The sequence below is a fragment of the Microbacterium gilvum genome (assembly GCF_039543865.1).
In the GTDB taxonomy this organism is placed as follows: domain Bacteria; phylum Actinomycetota; class Actinomycetes; order Actinomycetales; family Microbacteriaceae; genus Microbacterium; species Microbacterium gilvum.
Genome location: NZ_BAABKO010000002.1, coordinates 488,010 through 501,258, shown reverse-complemented (window position 1 = coordinate 501,258; position 13,249 = coordinate 488,010). Strand labels below are relative to the sequence as shown.

Sequence of the window (13,249 nt, the reverse complement as noted above, 5' to 3'; positions counted from 1 at the left end):
GGGCGCGGGCTAGGCTGACCTGTCCGTGTCATCAGGGGGGACATCCGTGCAGGACGAGAAGCGCGTGCTCAACGAGCGCTATCGCGTCGACGATCTCATCGGCCGCGGCGGGATGGCGAGCGTCTACCGCGGATACGACGAGAAGCTCGGCCGAGAGGTCGCCATCAAGGTCCTCGAGAAGGACCTCGCGAGCGACAGCACGTTCCGCACCCGCTTCCGGCTCGAGGCGCAGGCGGCCTCGCGGATGGCGCACTCCTCGATCGTGCGCGTCTTCGACGCCGGCGAGGACTCCGAGACCGACTCCGTCGGCGGCACCCGCCCCGTCCCGTTCATCGTCATGGAGCTCGTCACCGGAACGCTCCTGAAGGACATCGCGGCGCGCGGCCCGGTGCCTCCGAAGGAGGCCGTGCGCTACGTCGACGGCATCCTCGAGGCGCTCGAGTACTCGCACCGGGCGGGCGTCATCCACCGCGACATCAAGCCGGGCAACGTCATGGTGACCGACTCCGGTCAGGTCAAGGTCATGGACTTCGGCATCGCGCGCGCCGTGTCCGACTCCTCGTCGACCGTCGCGCAGACGACGGCCATCCTCGGCACGGCCGCGTACTTCTCCCCCGAGCAGGCGAAGGGCGACCCCGTCGACGCGCGCGCCGACCTCTACTCTGCGGGGATCGTGCTGTACGAGCTGCTGACGGGCCGCCCTCCGTTCCGCGGGGACTCCCCCGTCGCCGTCGCCTACCAGCACGTCAGCGAGACGCCGGCGCCCCCCACGGCGGCGAACCCCGCGCTTCCCCGCAGCCTCGACCTCGTCGTGCTGCGCGCGCTCGCGAAGGACCCCGAGCAGCGCTACCCCGACGCCGCGCGGTTCCGCGAGGCGCTCGACGCGGCGCTCGACGGCCCGGCGCCGACCAAGCGCCAGCTCGACACCCTGACGAACGAGCTCTTCGGCCCGTCGCCCCGGCAGGCTCAGGAGACCGCGCGCACCCTCGAGCAGCTCGCGAGCGACACGACGATGTCGCGCACGCAGTCGGGCCCGCCCGTCGTCTGGATCTGGTCGGCGGTCGCCCTCATCGCCGTCCTCCTCATCGCCCTCGTGTTCTGGGTCGCACGGATCCAGCCGTGGAACATCGTCCCGGCGGACGCGCGCGTCGTCCCCGACGTGGCGGGCATGACGTGGGAGCGCGCCGTGCAGGAGCTCGAGGCCGACGACCTCGTCCCGGTGCGCGTCGACGTGCCGAACGCCGAGGTCGAGGAGGGCGTCGTGGTCGACACCGATCCCGCCGACGGCGTCGCGGTGACCCCGGATCAGGAGATCGAGGTGCACGTGTCGGAGGGACCCGAGGTCGCCTCCGTGCCGGCGCTCGTGGGTCTCACCGAGTCGGAGGCGCGTGCCGCCCTCTCCGACGCCGGGCTCGCGCTGGGCGCCATCCTGCCGGTGGACGACGCCGAGAGCGCGGAGGACACCGTCCTCGCCGCGCACGCGGGCACCGACGAGCTCGACGAGGGAGACGAGCTGCCGGCCGGCACCGCCGTCGACCTCGAGGTGGCGACGGGCCGGGTGAAGCTCGACGACCTCACCGGGTTCTCGCTCACCGCCGCCCAGAGCGCCGTGGAGAGCCTGGGGCTCACCCCCAAGGTCGTCGAGGACCCGAACTGCACGCAGCCGGGCGTCATCTCGCAGTCGGCGATCGGATCGGTCCCGATCTCGTCGACGATCTCGCTGCGCGTGTGCACGGGCGAGGAGGCGACGCCGTCGCCCACCCCGAGCCCGACGACGACCGTGTCGACCGAGGCGAACTGACCCGGTTCGGAGCGCCCGCGGCGCCCCTGTAGAATCGCGGACATGGCACGAGCATCCCAGGGCGACGAACCCGTCGAGCGCAGCGAGAGCACGAAGGGTCCGAACCCCGTCTGGTTCAAGCCGGTCATGGTGGCGTTCATGCTCATCGGCCTGGTGTGGATCCTCGTCTTCTACCTCTCCGGCATGGCCTTCCCCATCCCGGACATCGGCGCGTGGAACCTCGTCATCGGGTTCGGGATCGCCTTCATCGGATTCCTCATGACCACGCAGTGGCGCTGACGCCGCTCCCGTTCACGACGAAGCCCGCCTCCGAGGAGGCGGGCTTCGTCGTGTCGCGGCGGGTCAGCGGTCGGAGGCGGTCGTCGACCCCTGGTCGTCGACGGCCTCGAGCCCGATGAACTTCATGCGGTCCTCGCCGTAGAAGCACGACTGCAGCGCGAGATCGCCGCCGAGGCCGACGAGGTCGGCCGTCGACGACCAGATCTTCGAGGTGTACCGGATGTCGACGATCTCGTACACCGTGTCGTCGCCCTCGACCTGGATCCGCTGCCCGATCTCCCACGGCAGGATGACATCGCCGCCGCAGTTGTTGTGGGCGGCCCACACGGGCGGGACGCCCTCGCGCTCGTACGACAGCATCTCGGTGAAGGTGCCATCGCAGTAGTCGAGTTCGGTCTGCCCGCCCGAGACGCCGAGCTTCACGGTCGGAAGCTCCTCGAAGACCTGCTCCTGGACCTGCTGCACCTTCTCGGCGAAGCCGACCTTGATCGTCCCGTACGCCTGCTCCACCGCCTGCGGCGCGAACAGGGTGCCGGCGCCGAGCGCGACACCGCCCGCGAGCAGGAGCACACCGAACACGGTGATGACGGCGTTCCATGCGCCGCGCCGCCGCTTGGCCGCGCCGCGACGGCCGGAGCGATCACGGCGCGAGGCCGGCCGCTCGGGCTCCGGCTCGGCCATCAGCCGCTGGATGTCGTCGGTCATCGCGGGTCCTTTCACGATTCGAGGCCGAGCATACGCCACGCATATGGACGCCATCAGGGGGTGAACCGCCGCGCCGCCGCGGACGGCGGTCGAATGACACCCGTGTGATTCATCCCCAGGACGACCCACACCTGTGAATAACAGTCGTGTAATTCATCCCCAATGTGGATAAGCCTGTGGATAACCCGGTGGAGAAGTGCCGTTTCGCGGTGGAGAACGCCGTGGACGGCCGGTGGAGAACGGGAGGTTAACCGTGGACAAACCCTCCCACCCTGTGGAGGGATTGTGGATAACCCGGAACCCGACTCCGTTGAGAACGGGTCAGGTGAAGACGGGTCAAGTGAAGACGGGGAACCCCAGCAGCGGCGGCACGGCGAAGAGTGCGAGGAGGCCGACGAGCACGAGGACGAGCAGGCCGATCTGGAGACCCCGCTGGTCGCGCCCGCTCGTCCGCGCGAGCACGAGCCCCACGACGAGACCGGTGACGAGACCGCCCACGTGCGCCTGCCAGGAGACGTTGAAGCCGGGGACGAACCCGAGCACCAGGTTGATGCCGAGCACGACGAGGATGCCCCGGATGTCGCCCCCGAGACGGCGGCCGATGACGAGCAGGGCGCCGAGGAGTCCGAAGAGCGCACCCGACGCGCCCACGACCGCGCTGTCGAACGCGAGGACGGCCACGGCCGCGGACCCGCCGATGGTCGACAGCACGTAGAGGGCGAGGAATCGCCAGCTGCCGACGACGGGCTCGAGGACGCGCGCGATCATCCACAGCGACAGCAGGTTGAGGCCGATGTGCCAGATCTGCCCGTGGACGAGCGCGACCGTGACGATGCGCCACGGCTCGAAGGCGCCGAACTGCGGGTACAGGTACGGCGCGAAGAACATGAGCGAGCCCGTGACGTCGAACGCGGGCAGCGCGTACCGCTGGACCATCTGCAGGAGGAAGACGGCCGCCGTGAGGCCCGCGATCCATCCCATGACGCGCGGGCGGCCGCCCGCGACGGCGACCGCCCCGCCCCCGCGCCAGCGCCGCTCGGCGCGCTTCTGCGCCGTCGTGCGGTTCTTGCGCTGCTCCTTCATGCACTCCGGGCAGATGACGCCGACGGGGCCCTGCGTCTGGCACTCGGCGCAGATCGTGCGCAGGCATCGCTGGCAGAGCACGAAGCTCTGCCGCGACGGGTGCCGGTAGCAGTAGTCGTCGGCGTTGCGGGGGCGGTCGGCCGTCGTCACGCTGTCGGCGGTGTCAGACGGCGACGACGTCGATCGACGTGATGACGACGTCGTCGACGGGGCGGTCGCCGCGCCCGGTGGGCACACCCTCGATGGCGTCGACGACGGCCTTCGACGCATCGTCGGCGACCTCTCCGAAGATCGTGTGCTTGCCGTTGAGGTGCGGGGTGGGAACAGTCGTGATGAAGAACTGCGAGCCGTTGGTGCCGCTCAGCTGGCCCGTGATCGCGTTGGGGCGCTTGCCGGCGTTCGCCATGGCGAGGAGGTAGGGGGTGCCGAAGGCGAGCTCGGGGTGGATCTCGTCGTCGAACGTGTAGCCGGGGCCGCCGACGCCCTGCCCGAGCGGGTCGCCGCCCTGGATCATGAAGTTGCCGATGATGCGGTGGAAGATGACGTCCTTGTAGAGCGGGCCCTCGCCCGCCGCACCCGTGCGCGGGTCGGTCCAGTCGGCCGAGCCGTCTGCCAGGCCGATGAAGTTCTGCACCGTCTTGGGTGCGTGGTCGCCGAAGAGGTTGACGACGATGTCGCCGTGGTTCGTGTGGATGGTCGCGACGGCGGTGTGCTGAGTCATGGGCACATTCTCTCAGAGTCCGCAAGACCCGGGCTGATCGCGAAGTCGATCTGGCAGGATGGTCGAAAGCAGACCCCATCGACGCGGGAGGGCACACGTGAGCCTCGATCTCAGCAGGAAGCAGAAGAAGGAGCTCAAGAAGCTCCAGCAGTCCGCGGCGCAGCTCTGGGAGGCGCAGCAGGTCGTCGCCCATGGCGCAGCCGACGTCGCGCGAGAGGCCGGGCGCCAGCTCGAGGTCTTCGGCCGCAAGCAGGTCGCGCCCGCCGTCGAGGGCGGCTACCACGAGTACGTCGAGCCGTACGTCGACAAGGCGCGGCCGTACGTCGACAAGGGCGTGAAGGCGTCGAGGAAGTTCGTCGACAGCTCGGTCGTCCCCGTCGCGGGCGCCGTCGTCGGCAAGGCCCTCTCCGCCTGGGACGTCGCCAACGAGACGCGCCTCAAGCTCGCGCGCTCGCGCGCCGGCCTCCCCGCCGTCGCTCCCAAGAAGTCGTCGAGCGCCGGCCCCGTCATCGCGCTCATCCTCGGCATCGCGGCCGCCGCCGGCGTGCTCTACGCCGCGTGGCAGACCCTGCGCGCCGACGACGAGCTGTGGGTGGCCGACGACCCGCTCGCGGCGCCCGACGCCTGACCGTCCCTTCTCGGCCAACGGACATCCGTTCGTCGAGACCGCAGGGAATTGCACGATATCCGATGCGGTTTCGATGAACGGATGTCCTTTTGCGCGTTCAGGGGACCCGTCGGAGAGGATGAGCGGATGACGGACAGCGGCGGCAGCACGGCGGAGGCGACCAGGCGCGTGCGGGAGGCGGCGGCCGAGCGCGGACTCGAGATCGACGTGCAGGCGTCGCCGCGGGCGTCCTCCCTGGAGGAGGCGGCGGCGCTGCGCGGCATCGAGCCATCCGACATCGTGAAGACGCTCGTCGTGAAGGGCAAGGGCGAGCAGTACTACTTCGCCCTCGTCCCGGGCGACCGGTCGATCTCGTGGGGCAAGCTGCGGAGCGTCGTGGGCGTCAACAAGCTGCGCCTGCCGGAAGCGCCGCTCGCCCTCGCGGCGACGGGATACGAGCGGGGCACGATCGTGCCGCTCGGCTCGACGACCGACTGGCCGGTGTACGCCGACGAGCGCATCCTCGGCAGGCGCGTCTCGATGGGAGCCGGCGCGCACGGGTACACGCTCTACGTCGAGGCGGAGGCGCTCGTCGCCGCCTACGGGGCGACCGTCGCCGACATCACGGAGCCGATCGACGCCATCCGCTGACCCCGGACGGCCCGCTGAAGCCCGGACGGCCGGCTGGGAACCCGCGCCGGGATCAGCGCCCGAGGATCGTCGCCAGGCGGTCGACCGCGAAGCCGTATCCCTGCACCCCCGCGCCCACGATGACGCAGCTCGCGACATCGGACAGGTACGAGTGGTGCCGGAACGGCTCGCGCGCGTGCACGTTCGAGATGTGCACCTCGGCGAACGGCAGCTGCACGCCCGTGAGGGCGTCGCGAAGCGCGACGGAGGTGTGCGTGAACGCCCCCGGGTTGATGACGACGGCGTCGCAGTCGGCCCGTGCGGCGTGGATGGCGTCGATGAGCACGCCCTCGTGATTGCTCTGCACGGCGCGCACGGCGAACCCGCGGGCGGCCGCCGCGCCCTCGACGAGCGCCACGACGTCGTCGAGGGTGTCGGAGCCGTAGATCTCGGGCTCGCGCGTGCCGAGCAGGTTGAGGTTCGGTCCGTTGACGAGCAGGAGGCGGTCGTTCACGGCGGTCCTTCCGGTCATACGAGCCCCGCCATCCGCAGCCCGACGTCGACGAGCGAGACCCGCTCGATCGATCGCACCCGGGAGAGGGGGATCCATTCGGCCATGTCGGTGGAGCCGTCGATCTCGTAGGCGAGCGAGCCGCCCGTGATCTCGGCGCGGTACACGATGCGGAGCCCCTGCTGGTCGCCCGTTCCCGAGAGGCGGCGGCGCGCCGGGATGACGATCGAGTCGACGCCGAGGATCTCGCCGACCGCGACGTCGTAGCCGGTCTCCTCCTTCACCTCGCGCCGGCACGTGCGCTCGGGGTGCTCCCCCGGATCCATGCCGCCGCCCGGGAGCGTCCAGGCAGGCTTCGCGCCCTCGATCCAGCGCGACAGCAGCACGCGCTCGTCGTCGTCGACGATGACGGCGTAGGCGGCGACTCGCAGGTCCATGACGTCAGCCTAGTGACCGGAGCCGTCGTCGCCACGGGGCGGCACCGGCACGAGCACCCCCGTGCCCGCCGCCGCGCGCGGGCGCGCCGTCGTGCGCACGCGCATCCGCACGCCGCCGAGCGTCGTGCGCAGCGGGGAGCCGACGAAGAGGCCGAGGGTCGCGCCCGCGGCGAGCGCGACGCCGATCATGGCCGCCGACACGAGGCCCTGCGTCGCGATGATGAGCTCGCCCGTGTCGCCTCCCGCCTCCACCATCCCCAGGAGCCCCCGGAAGAGCGCCGACCCCGGCACGAGCGGCACGATCGCGGCGGTCGTGACGGCGACGGACGGCACCCGCAGCGGCTGCGCGATGAGACCGCCCACGAGGCTCGCGGCGAACGCCCCCACGAAGCTCGCGGAGGCGGCGTCGACCCCGGCCTGCGCCGGCACGGCGTAGCCGATCCACGCGATGAAGCCGAGGCCGGCGCTCACGAGGACGATCCGCAGCCCCGCCCCGTTCATGACGGCGACCGTCACGGCGACGATGACCGCGCCGGAGATCTGCCCCGCGAGCGTGCCGAACGGGAGCGCCTCGCTCGGCAGGTCCATCCCCACGCCCAGCGCCGTCGAGAGCTGCAGGCCGACGACGATGCCGAGCACGACGCCGAGCGTCTGCAGGGTGAGCTCGAGGATGCGCCCTCCTGCCGTGAGGGCGAAGCCGTCGATCGCGTCCTGCGCGGCGCCCACGACGGCGAGCCCCGCGAGCATGAGGACGATGCCGGAGGAGACGACGATGGTGGGGCGCACATCGGCGAAGGCCTGCACGCCGATGCGTCCGAGGAGCGCCGTCGCGACCGTGATCGCCGTGAGCACGAACGCCCCGACGATCTGGCTGAAGAACATGGGGACCCGCAGCCGTGCGAGCCCGAGCTGCGCGCCCGCCACTCCGAGCGCGGCGACGAACGTCACGGCGAGGATGGTCCAGGACGCGCCGAACATGAGGCCGACGCCGACCGCGAGCATCGCCTGGACGAACACGACGACGCTGGGCTGGTAGAGGAACGGCGTGCGGCGGATGGCCCGGAACCGGGCGCGGGCGTCGGAGAGCTCGAGGCCCTCCTCGATCTCGGTGACGAGTGCCTGCAGCCGCTGCAGCTTCGCATGGTCGGGCACGGCCGACCGCACCACCTGCATGAGCGTGATGGGCCGGTCGTCCCCTCCGCGGTGGTCGGACACCGTCACCGAGTTGTACGTCACGTCCACGTGCACGCTCTTCAGGCCGTACGCACGCGTGATGCGCAGCGCCGCGAGGACGACCTCCTTCGCGGAGGCGCCGACCGAGAGCATGACCTCCGCGATGCGCATGGCGAGGTCGATGATGCGCACCGCCATGGCGTCGTCGACGACAGCGAGCAGCTCGGTCGGCGCCGCCGTGGCGGGATCCGACCACACCGCCCGCCGGACGCTCTCGATCACCCGCCGTCTCCGGTCCTGCACCATGGATCCATCCTCGCCGATGGCGGGCTCCGGGTGGGTGCGGCACCCGCCCGGAGCCCGTCCTCCGTCGGCGCTACTCGCTGCGCAGGCGCGCCTCGCCGGCGGTGACGGCGACCGACACCTCGCGGGGCGAGGAGGACGACTCCTCGAGGCCGTTGTCGAACGTGCCGGCGGTGACCTCCGACTCGACCGCGTACGAGGCAGCGGGGAGCACGAGGTCGAGATGGCCGGCGCTCACCTCGACCGACACCTCCGACGGGGCCTCGCCGGTCAGCTCGGCGTCGAGACGACCGGCGGCGACGCGGAGGTCGGCCTCGCGCACATCGGCGAGCGCCACCTCTGCCCGCCCGGCGCTCAGGTCGACGTCGACGGCGCGCGCCGCGCCCTGCAGGCTGAGGAAGCCGGCCGCCACCTCGACGTCGACCTCGCCGAACACGCCATCTGCGGAGAGGGACCCGCTCGACAGCCGCAGGTCGGCGTCGAGGCCCGCGTCGCGCAGCCGCTCGGGCAGCGTGAGCACGACCGTCTCGTCCGACTCGAAGACGTCGCCGTCGAACCAGTCGCCGCCGAGCCACCACCCTCCGAAGTCGCGGCGCTCGACGCGCAGCTCGTCCTCGTCGCGCGCGAGGCGCCATCCGCCCTGGGAATCGGCGACCTCGAGCACGGCGTCGTCGACGTCGCCGTAGACGATCGAGAACGACGAGGCCGTCGAGTCGATCTCGAGAGCGGTGACGCCGGAGACGTCGGCGGTCTGCACGTCGTCGGAGGCGGATCCTCCCACGATCGCCGAGACGCCGATGCCGGCGGCGGTCCCCAGGAGGGCGAGGCCGCCGACGACGGCCGTGACGATCGCGACGGCCTTCGGCGCCGACGATGCGGCCTGCGGCGCGGACTGCTGCGGCGCGGGCTGCTCCGGTGCCGGCAGACGGGGAGGGATGTTCTGCGGGGTGGGAGTGCTCATCGTGTCGTTCCTGTCTGCGGCGAGCCGCCGGCGTTCTCGATGTGGGCGAGGGCCGCGAGCACGCGGCGGTTGCCCGATTCGTCCGGCTCGAGGCCGAGCTTCTGGAAGATGGCGGTGACGTACTTCTCGACGCTCGCCTCGGAGACGAACAGCACCGCGGCGATCGCGTGGTTCGACTTGCCCTCCGCGATGAGCGCGAGCGTCTGGCGCTCGCGCTCGGTGAGCCGCGTCATGCGCTCGTCGCGGATGCGCCGGCTGAGGAGCTGCGCGACGACCTCGGGGTCGAGCACCGTCGCGCCCTGGGCGATGCGATCGACCGACTCGAGGAAGTCGGCCACGTCCGCGACGCGGTCCTTCAGCAGGTAGCCGAGCGCGGCGCCCTGCGCGGCGATGAGGTCGCTCGCGTAGCGCTCCTCGACGTACTGCGAGAGCACGAGCACCGCGAGCTCGGGGTGCGTGCGGCGCAGGTCGAGCGCGGCGCGGATGCCCTCGTCGGTGAAGGTGGGAGGGAGGCGCACGTCGAGGATACACAGGTCGGGAGACGCCGCCGCGACCGTCTCGGCGAGCTCGCCGGCATCGGGGAGCGCCGCGGCGATCTCGTGCCCGGCGTCCTCGAGGAGGCGCACGAGGCCCTCGCGGAGGAGGACGGAGTCCTCGCAGATCAGGATGCGCACGGGACGCTCACCTCCAGGGCGGTCGGGCCGCCGTTCGGGCTGTCGAGGCGGACGGTCCCGCCCGCCGACAGGATGCGGTTGGAGATGCCGTCGAGGCCGCCGCCGGGGATGACGCGGGCGCCGCCGACGCCGTTGTCCTCGACGCGCGCCCAGAGGCTGCCGTCGTCGCGCCGACGGACGACGACCCGGCACTCCGCCGCGCGCGAGTGCTTCGCGGCGTTCGTGAGCGACTCCGCGATGGCGAAGTACACGGCGGCCTCCGCCTCCCGGCTGCACCGGCCGTCGATGCGCACGTCGAGGTGCACGGGGATGTGGGAGCGACCGGCGAGGGCCGACAGGGCGGCGTCGAGACCGCGGTCGTCGAGGACCGACGCGTGGATGCCGCGGGCCAGCTGGCGGAGCTCGGTGATCGCGGCCTTCGTGGAGGTGTGCGCCTCCGCGACGAGCGCCTTCGCCGCGGCAGGATCGCTGTCGATCTTCTGCTGCGCGAGGCCGAGCGTCATGCCCACCGACACGAGGCGGGGCTGCACGCCGTCGTGGAGGTCGCGCTCGATGCGCGTGCGCTCCACCTCGGATGCCCGCACGGCGCCGGCGCGCTGCGCGTCGGATGTGCGCACCTGCGCGACCAGCTGCTCTTCGCGGGACGGCACGACGATGGCGCGGCTCAGCACGCCGTGCAGGAGCGCGAGACCGACGATGCCGGCGAGCGACACGATGAGGCCGACGACGCCGGCGACGGGCGCCCAGGCGACGGCGATCTCGAGCCCGAGGAAGCCGCGCACGGTGTCGTCGGCGAAGAGCGGCGCGAACGCGAGCACGACGCTCCAGACGGCGGCGCGGAAGAGCGCGATGACGATGGCGCCGAGGAGGGTCGCGATCGCGAGGTTCGCGATCGCGCGCCACTGACGGCCGTCGACCACCTGCCGCAGGAGCGTGCGGAGCCATCCGCCGAAGCCGGGGGCGACGCGCTCGCGCCAGCGCAGCGGCGGGATCCCGAACCCGTACAGGCCCTCGACGCGGGCCGTCTCGAGCCACGCGACGCCGAACAGCGCGTAGACGAAGCCGACGAGCAGGACGAGGCCGAACCCGAGGAAGAAGAGCAGCCCGACGCCGAAGCCGAGGAGGCCGGTGAGGGCCGAGAAGGCGAGGGCGCCGAGGAAGCCGAGCGCCGCGAGATGGACGACGGCCCCGGCGACGCGGAGCGGCGACGACGTCCGGACGGGCGTCGGCGCGGTGAGCTGTGCGGTCATGTCCTCCACGCTAGGGCGGGGGCGTCCACCGGACAGCGGGGGATTCCGGAGGCGTGGTTCGGGTTATCCCGAAACCGCGCACACCGACCTCGAGGCGTCGTGCAGCGCGTTCCACGCCGCGATGCCCCCCGCGAGCGAGCCGACCGGATGGCCGGGGTGCCGGCGGGCGAGGATGCCGGCGGCCGTCGCCGAGCGGATGCCCGCCGCGCAGTGGACGACGATCTCGCGCTCCGCGGCGAGCGCGTCCGCGACGGCGGACGGCTCGTCCTGCCCCGCCTCGATCGCGTCGAGCTCCCAGCGCACCGCTGTCGGCACGGCTCCCGGTTCGGAGGGCGCGCGTACGTCGATCACGAGGGGCGGGCGGGCGGAATCGAGCGCAGCGCGCAATGCGGCGGCGGTGACGAGCGCGGGAGAAGGCGCCGGCTCCTCCGCGCGCAGGGAGACCTCCCGCCATCCCGCCGTGAGCGCGTCGATCACGACGACCCTCCCGAGCAGGGTCCGCCCGACTCCCGTGACGAGCTTGATCGCCTCGGCGGCGAGCTGCGCGCCCACGAGCGCGCAGAGCGGGCCGAGCACGCCGGCCGTCGCGCAGTCCGGCGCGTCGTCGGGCACATCCGGGTAGAGGTCGCGGAACCGCACGCCGCGGGCAGCCCAGAACACGCTCACCTGCCCCTCGTACCGGATCACGGATCCCCAGACGACGGGGATCCCCGCACGCTCCGCCTCGTCGTCCACGAGGAGTCGCGTGGCGAAGTTGTCGGATCCGTCGACGACGAGGTCGTAGCGGGCGAGCATCGCGGCGGCATTCGCCGCGGTGAACCGCTCCGGGTGCGTCTCGACGACGACGGAGGGGTCGATCGCCTGGATCGCCTCGCGCGCCGAGTCGACCTTGCGACGGCCGACGTCTCGGACGCCGTGGAGAAGCTGGCGCTGCAGGTTCGACACCTCCACGGTGTCGGCGTCGATGACACCGAGCGTGCCGACGCCGGCGGCCGCGAGGCCGAGGAGGGCAGGGGCGCCGAGGCCGCCCGCCCCCACGACGAGCACGCGCGCGGCGAGGAGCCGCCGCTGCGCCACCTCGCCCATCCCCGGCAGCATCGTCTGCCGGGCATAGCGTTCGCGCTGCGCCGCGGTGAGCGGCGGACCGGGTGCGACGAGAGCGGGCAGGCTCATGCCGCCTCCTCCTCTCGAAAGGCCATCCGATCGCCCAGCGCGCACCTAATTGCGGCCATTCCCCTGTCCTCTCGGCAAAGGGATATCCGTTTGCCGAGAGGACACCGGATCGCGCGAGAACGGATGGCCGTTCGGCACTCGGATGTGCTCACGCCCGGGCCGCCGCGAGCTCGGGCATCCCCGCCGCGTCCGACGACGCGCGCGCGAGCCGACGGCGGGGGATGCGCCCCGCGCCGGCCGCGAGCCGTCCGGCGACGACGGCGTGCCGGAAGGCCGCGGCCATCCGCACGGGGTCGTGCGCGCGTGTGACGGCCGTCGCGAGCAGCACGGCGTCGCACCCCAGCTCCATCGCGAACGCCGCGTCGGAGGCCGTGCCGATGCCGGCATCGAGGACCACCGGCACCGATGCGCGGTCGACGATGAGCTCGATGCTGTGGGGGTTGAGGATGCCGAGCCCCGTGCCGATGGGCGCGCCGAGCGGCATCACCGCGGCGACCCCGAGCTGCTCGAGCCGCAGGGCCGTCACGGGGTCGTCGCCCGTGTACGCGAACACGGCGAACCCCTCGGCGACGAGCCGTTCCGCCGCGTCCAGCAGCTCGACGGGATCGGGCAGCAGCGTCTCGTCGTCCGCGACGACCTCGAGCTTGATCCAGTGCGTGCCGAACGCCTCGCGCGCGAGCTCGGCCGTGAGGACGGCCTCGCGCGCCGTGCGGCATCCGGCCGTGTTCGGCAGCAGCCGGATGCCGCGCTCCCGCAGCATCGCGTACAGGGAGCCGCCCGCGTCGGCGCCGGACGCGCCGTACCGGCGCACGGCGACCGTGGTGAGCTCTGTGCCCGAGGCATCGAGCGCGTCGCCCAGCACCTCGAGGCTCGGCGCCCCTCCGGTGCCGAGGATGAGCCGGGAGCCGAGGGCGACGCCGTCGACGACGAGCGCATCCATG

15 protein-coding genes are annotated in these 13,249 nt (G+C 72.3%); 4 read left to right on the top strand and 11 right to left on the bottom strand.

Annotation, left to right across the window (positions count from 1 at the left end):
• Nucleotides 1-25 precede the first annotated feature (25 nt).
• Nucleotides 26-1,801: a Stk1 family PASTA domain-containing Ser/Thr kinase gene (gene pknB / locus ABD998_RS08180; RefSeq protein WP_345437884.1), complete on the top strand. Its 1,776-nt coding sequence runs from the start codon at nt 26-28 to the stop codon at nt 1,799-1,801.
• A 42-nt stretch (nt 1,802-1,843) separates the two neighbouring features.
• Nucleotides 1,844-2,080, top strand: coding sequence for a cell division protein CrgA (locus tag ABD998_RS08175; protein WP_345437882.1), 237 nt, complete (start codon nt 1,844-1,846; stop codon nt 2,078-2,080).
• 63 nt (nt 2,081-2,143) lie between these two features.
• Here the strand turns inward: ABD998_RS08175 and ABD998_RS08170 are convergent, their stop codons facing one another.
• The 3 genes from ABD998_RS08170 to ABD998_RS08160 form a co-directional block, all read right to left on the bottom strand.
• Nucleotides 2,144-2,785 (bottom strand): hypothetical protein, encoded by a 642-nt coding sequence (locus ABD998_RS08170; protein ID WP_345437880.1) that lies wholly within the window; start codon nt 2,783-2,785, stop codon nt 2,144-2,146.
• Nucleotides 2,786-3,121: 336 nt separating this feature from the next.
• The gene (locus ABD998_RS08165) at nt 3,122-4,018 is read right to left on the bottom strand and encodes a rhomboid family intramembrane serine protease (protein ID WP_345437878.1); all 897 of its coding nucleotides are present in this window, start codon (nt 4,016-4,018) and stop codon (nt 3,122-3,124) included.
• Nucleotides 4,019-4,031: 13 nt separating this feature from the next.
• Entirely contained in the window at nt 4,032-4,589 is a 558-nt protein-coding gene (locus tag ABD998_RS08160) for a peptidylprolyl isomerase (RefSeq protein ID WP_345437876.1), read from the bottom strand.
• A 97-nt stretch (nt 4,590-4,686) separates the two neighbouring features.
• On the opposite strand from ABD998_RS08160, the gene ABD998_RS08155 reads away from it, so the two are divergent.
• A complete protein-coding gene (locus ABD998_RS08155; RefSeq protein ID WP_345437874.1) occupies nt 4,687-5,217 on the top strand; it encodes a DNA helicase in 531 nt (176 codons plus the stop codon).
• A 126-nt stretch (nt 5,218-5,343) separates the two neighbouring features.
• Nucleotides 5,344-5,847, top strand: a complete 504-nt coding sequence (locus ABD998_RS08150; RefSeq protein WP_345437872.1) for an aminoacyl-tRNA deacylase — start codon at nt 5,344-5,346, stop codon at nt 5,845-5,847.
• Between the two features lie 52 nt (nt 5,848-5,899).
• Here ABD998_RS08150 and aroQ read toward each other — a convergent pair whose 3' ends face one another.
• The 8 genes from aroQ to ABD998_RS08110 all read right to left on the bottom strand — a co-directional run bounded on the left by aroQ (nt 5,900) and on the right by ABD998_RS08110 (nt 13,248).
• Nucleotides 5,900-6,358, bottom strand: a complete 459-nt coding sequence (gene aroQ, locus ABD998_RS08145; protein WP_345437870.1) for a type II 3-dehydroquinate dehydratase — start codon at nt 6,356-6,358, stop codon at nt 5,900-5,902.
• Complete coding sequence (locus tag ABD998_RS08140) at nt 6,355-6,774, bottom strand: NUDIX hydrolase (protein WP_345437868.1); 420 nt, start codon at nt 6,772-6,774, stop codon at nt 6,355-6,357. Before ABD998_RS08140 ends, aroQ begins: the two co-directional genes overlap by 4 nt.
• Nucleotides 6,775-6,783: 9 nt before the next feature.
• On the bottom strand, nt 6,784-8,253 hold the full coding sequence (locus tag ABD998_RS08135) for a threonine/serine exporter family protein (RefSeq protein WP_345437866.1): 1,470 nt from the start codon (nt 8,251-8,253) through the stop codon (nt 6,784-6,786).
• A 70-nt stretch (nt 8,254-8,323) separates the two neighbouring features.
• Nucleotides 8,324-9,211, bottom strand: a complete 888-nt coding sequence (locus ABD998_RS08130; RefSeq protein WP_345437864.1) for a hypothetical protein — start codon at nt 9,209-9,211, stop codon at nt 8,324-8,326.
• On the bottom strand, nt 9,208-9,885 hold the full coding sequence (locus tag ABD998_RS08125; RefSeq protein ID WP_345437862.1) for a response regulator transcription factor: 678 nt from the start codon (nt 9,883-9,885) through the stop codon (nt 9,208-9,210). The genes ABD998_RS08130 and ABD998_RS08125 overlap by 4 nt, the downstream gene beginning before the upstream one ends.
• On the bottom strand, nt 9,873-11,135 hold the full coding sequence (locus tag ABD998_RS08120) for a sensor histidine kinase (RefSeq protein WP_345437860.1): 1,263 nt from the start codon (nt 11,133-11,135) through the stop codon (nt 9,873-9,875). Before ABD998_RS08120 ends, ABD998_RS08125 begins: the two co-directional genes overlap by 13 nt.
• A gap of 63 nt (nt 11,136-11,198) precedes the next feature.
• A complete protein-coding gene (locus ABD998_RS08115; protein WP_345437858.1) occupies nt 11,199-12,308 on the bottom strand; it encodes a ThiF family adenylyltransferase in 1,110 nt (369 codons plus the stop codon).
• A gap of 148 nt (nt 12,309-12,456) precedes the next feature.
• A complete protein-coding gene (locus ABD998_RS08110; protein ID WP_345437856.1) occupies nt 12,457-13,248 on the bottom strand; it encodes a thiazole synthase in 792 nt (263 codons plus the stop codon).
• Between the last annotated feature and the right edge of the window lies 1 nt (nt 13,249).

Bases quoted from the DNA above. Each gene is read 5' to 3' on its own strand.
- ABD998_RS08115 (WP_345437858.1), bottom strand. From the start codon at position 12,308: ATGAGCCTGCCCGCTCTCGTCGCACCCGGTCCGCCGCTCACCGCGGCG.
- ABD998_RS08175 (WP_345437882.1), top strand. From the start codon at position 1,844: ATGGCACGAGCATCCCAGGGCGACGAACCCGTCGAGCGCAGCGAGAGC.
- aroQ (WP_345437870.1), bottom strand. From the start codon at position 6,358: ATGACCGGAAGGACCGCCGTGAACGACCGCCTCCTGCTCGTCAACGGA.
- ABD998_RS08140 (WP_345437868.1), bottom strand. From the start codon at position 6,774: ATGGACCTGCGAGTCGCCGCCTACGCCGTCATCGTCGACGACGACGAG.
- ABD998_RS08170 (WP_345437880.1), bottom strand. From the start codon at position 2,785: ATGACCGACGACATCCAGCGGCTGATGGCCGAGCCGGAGCCCGAGCGG.
- ABD998_RS08160 (WP_345437876.1), bottom strand. From the start codon at position 4,589: ATGACTCAGCACACCGCCGTCGCGACCATCCACACGAACCACGGCGAC.
- ABD998_RS08150 (WP_345437872.1), top strand. From the start codon at position 5,344: ATGACGGACAGCGGCGGCAGCACGGCGGAGGCGACCAGGCGCGTGCGG.
- ABD998_RS08110 (WP_345437856.1), bottom strand. From the start codon at position 13,248: ATGGATGCGCTCGTCGTCGACGGCGTCGCCCTCGGCTCCCGGCTCATC.
- ABD998_RS08130 (WP_345437864.1), bottom strand. From the start codon at position 9,211: ATGAGCACTCCCACCCCGCAGAACATCCCTCCCCGTCTGCCGGCACCG.
- ABD998_RS08135 (WP_345437866.1), bottom strand. From the start codon at position 8,253: ATGGTGCAGGACCGGAGACGGCGGGTGATCGAGAGCGTCCGGCGGGCG.
- ABD998_RS08120 (WP_345437860.1), bottom strand. From the start codon at position 11,135: ATGACCGCACAGCTCACCGCGCCGACGCCCGTCCGGACGTCGTCGCCG.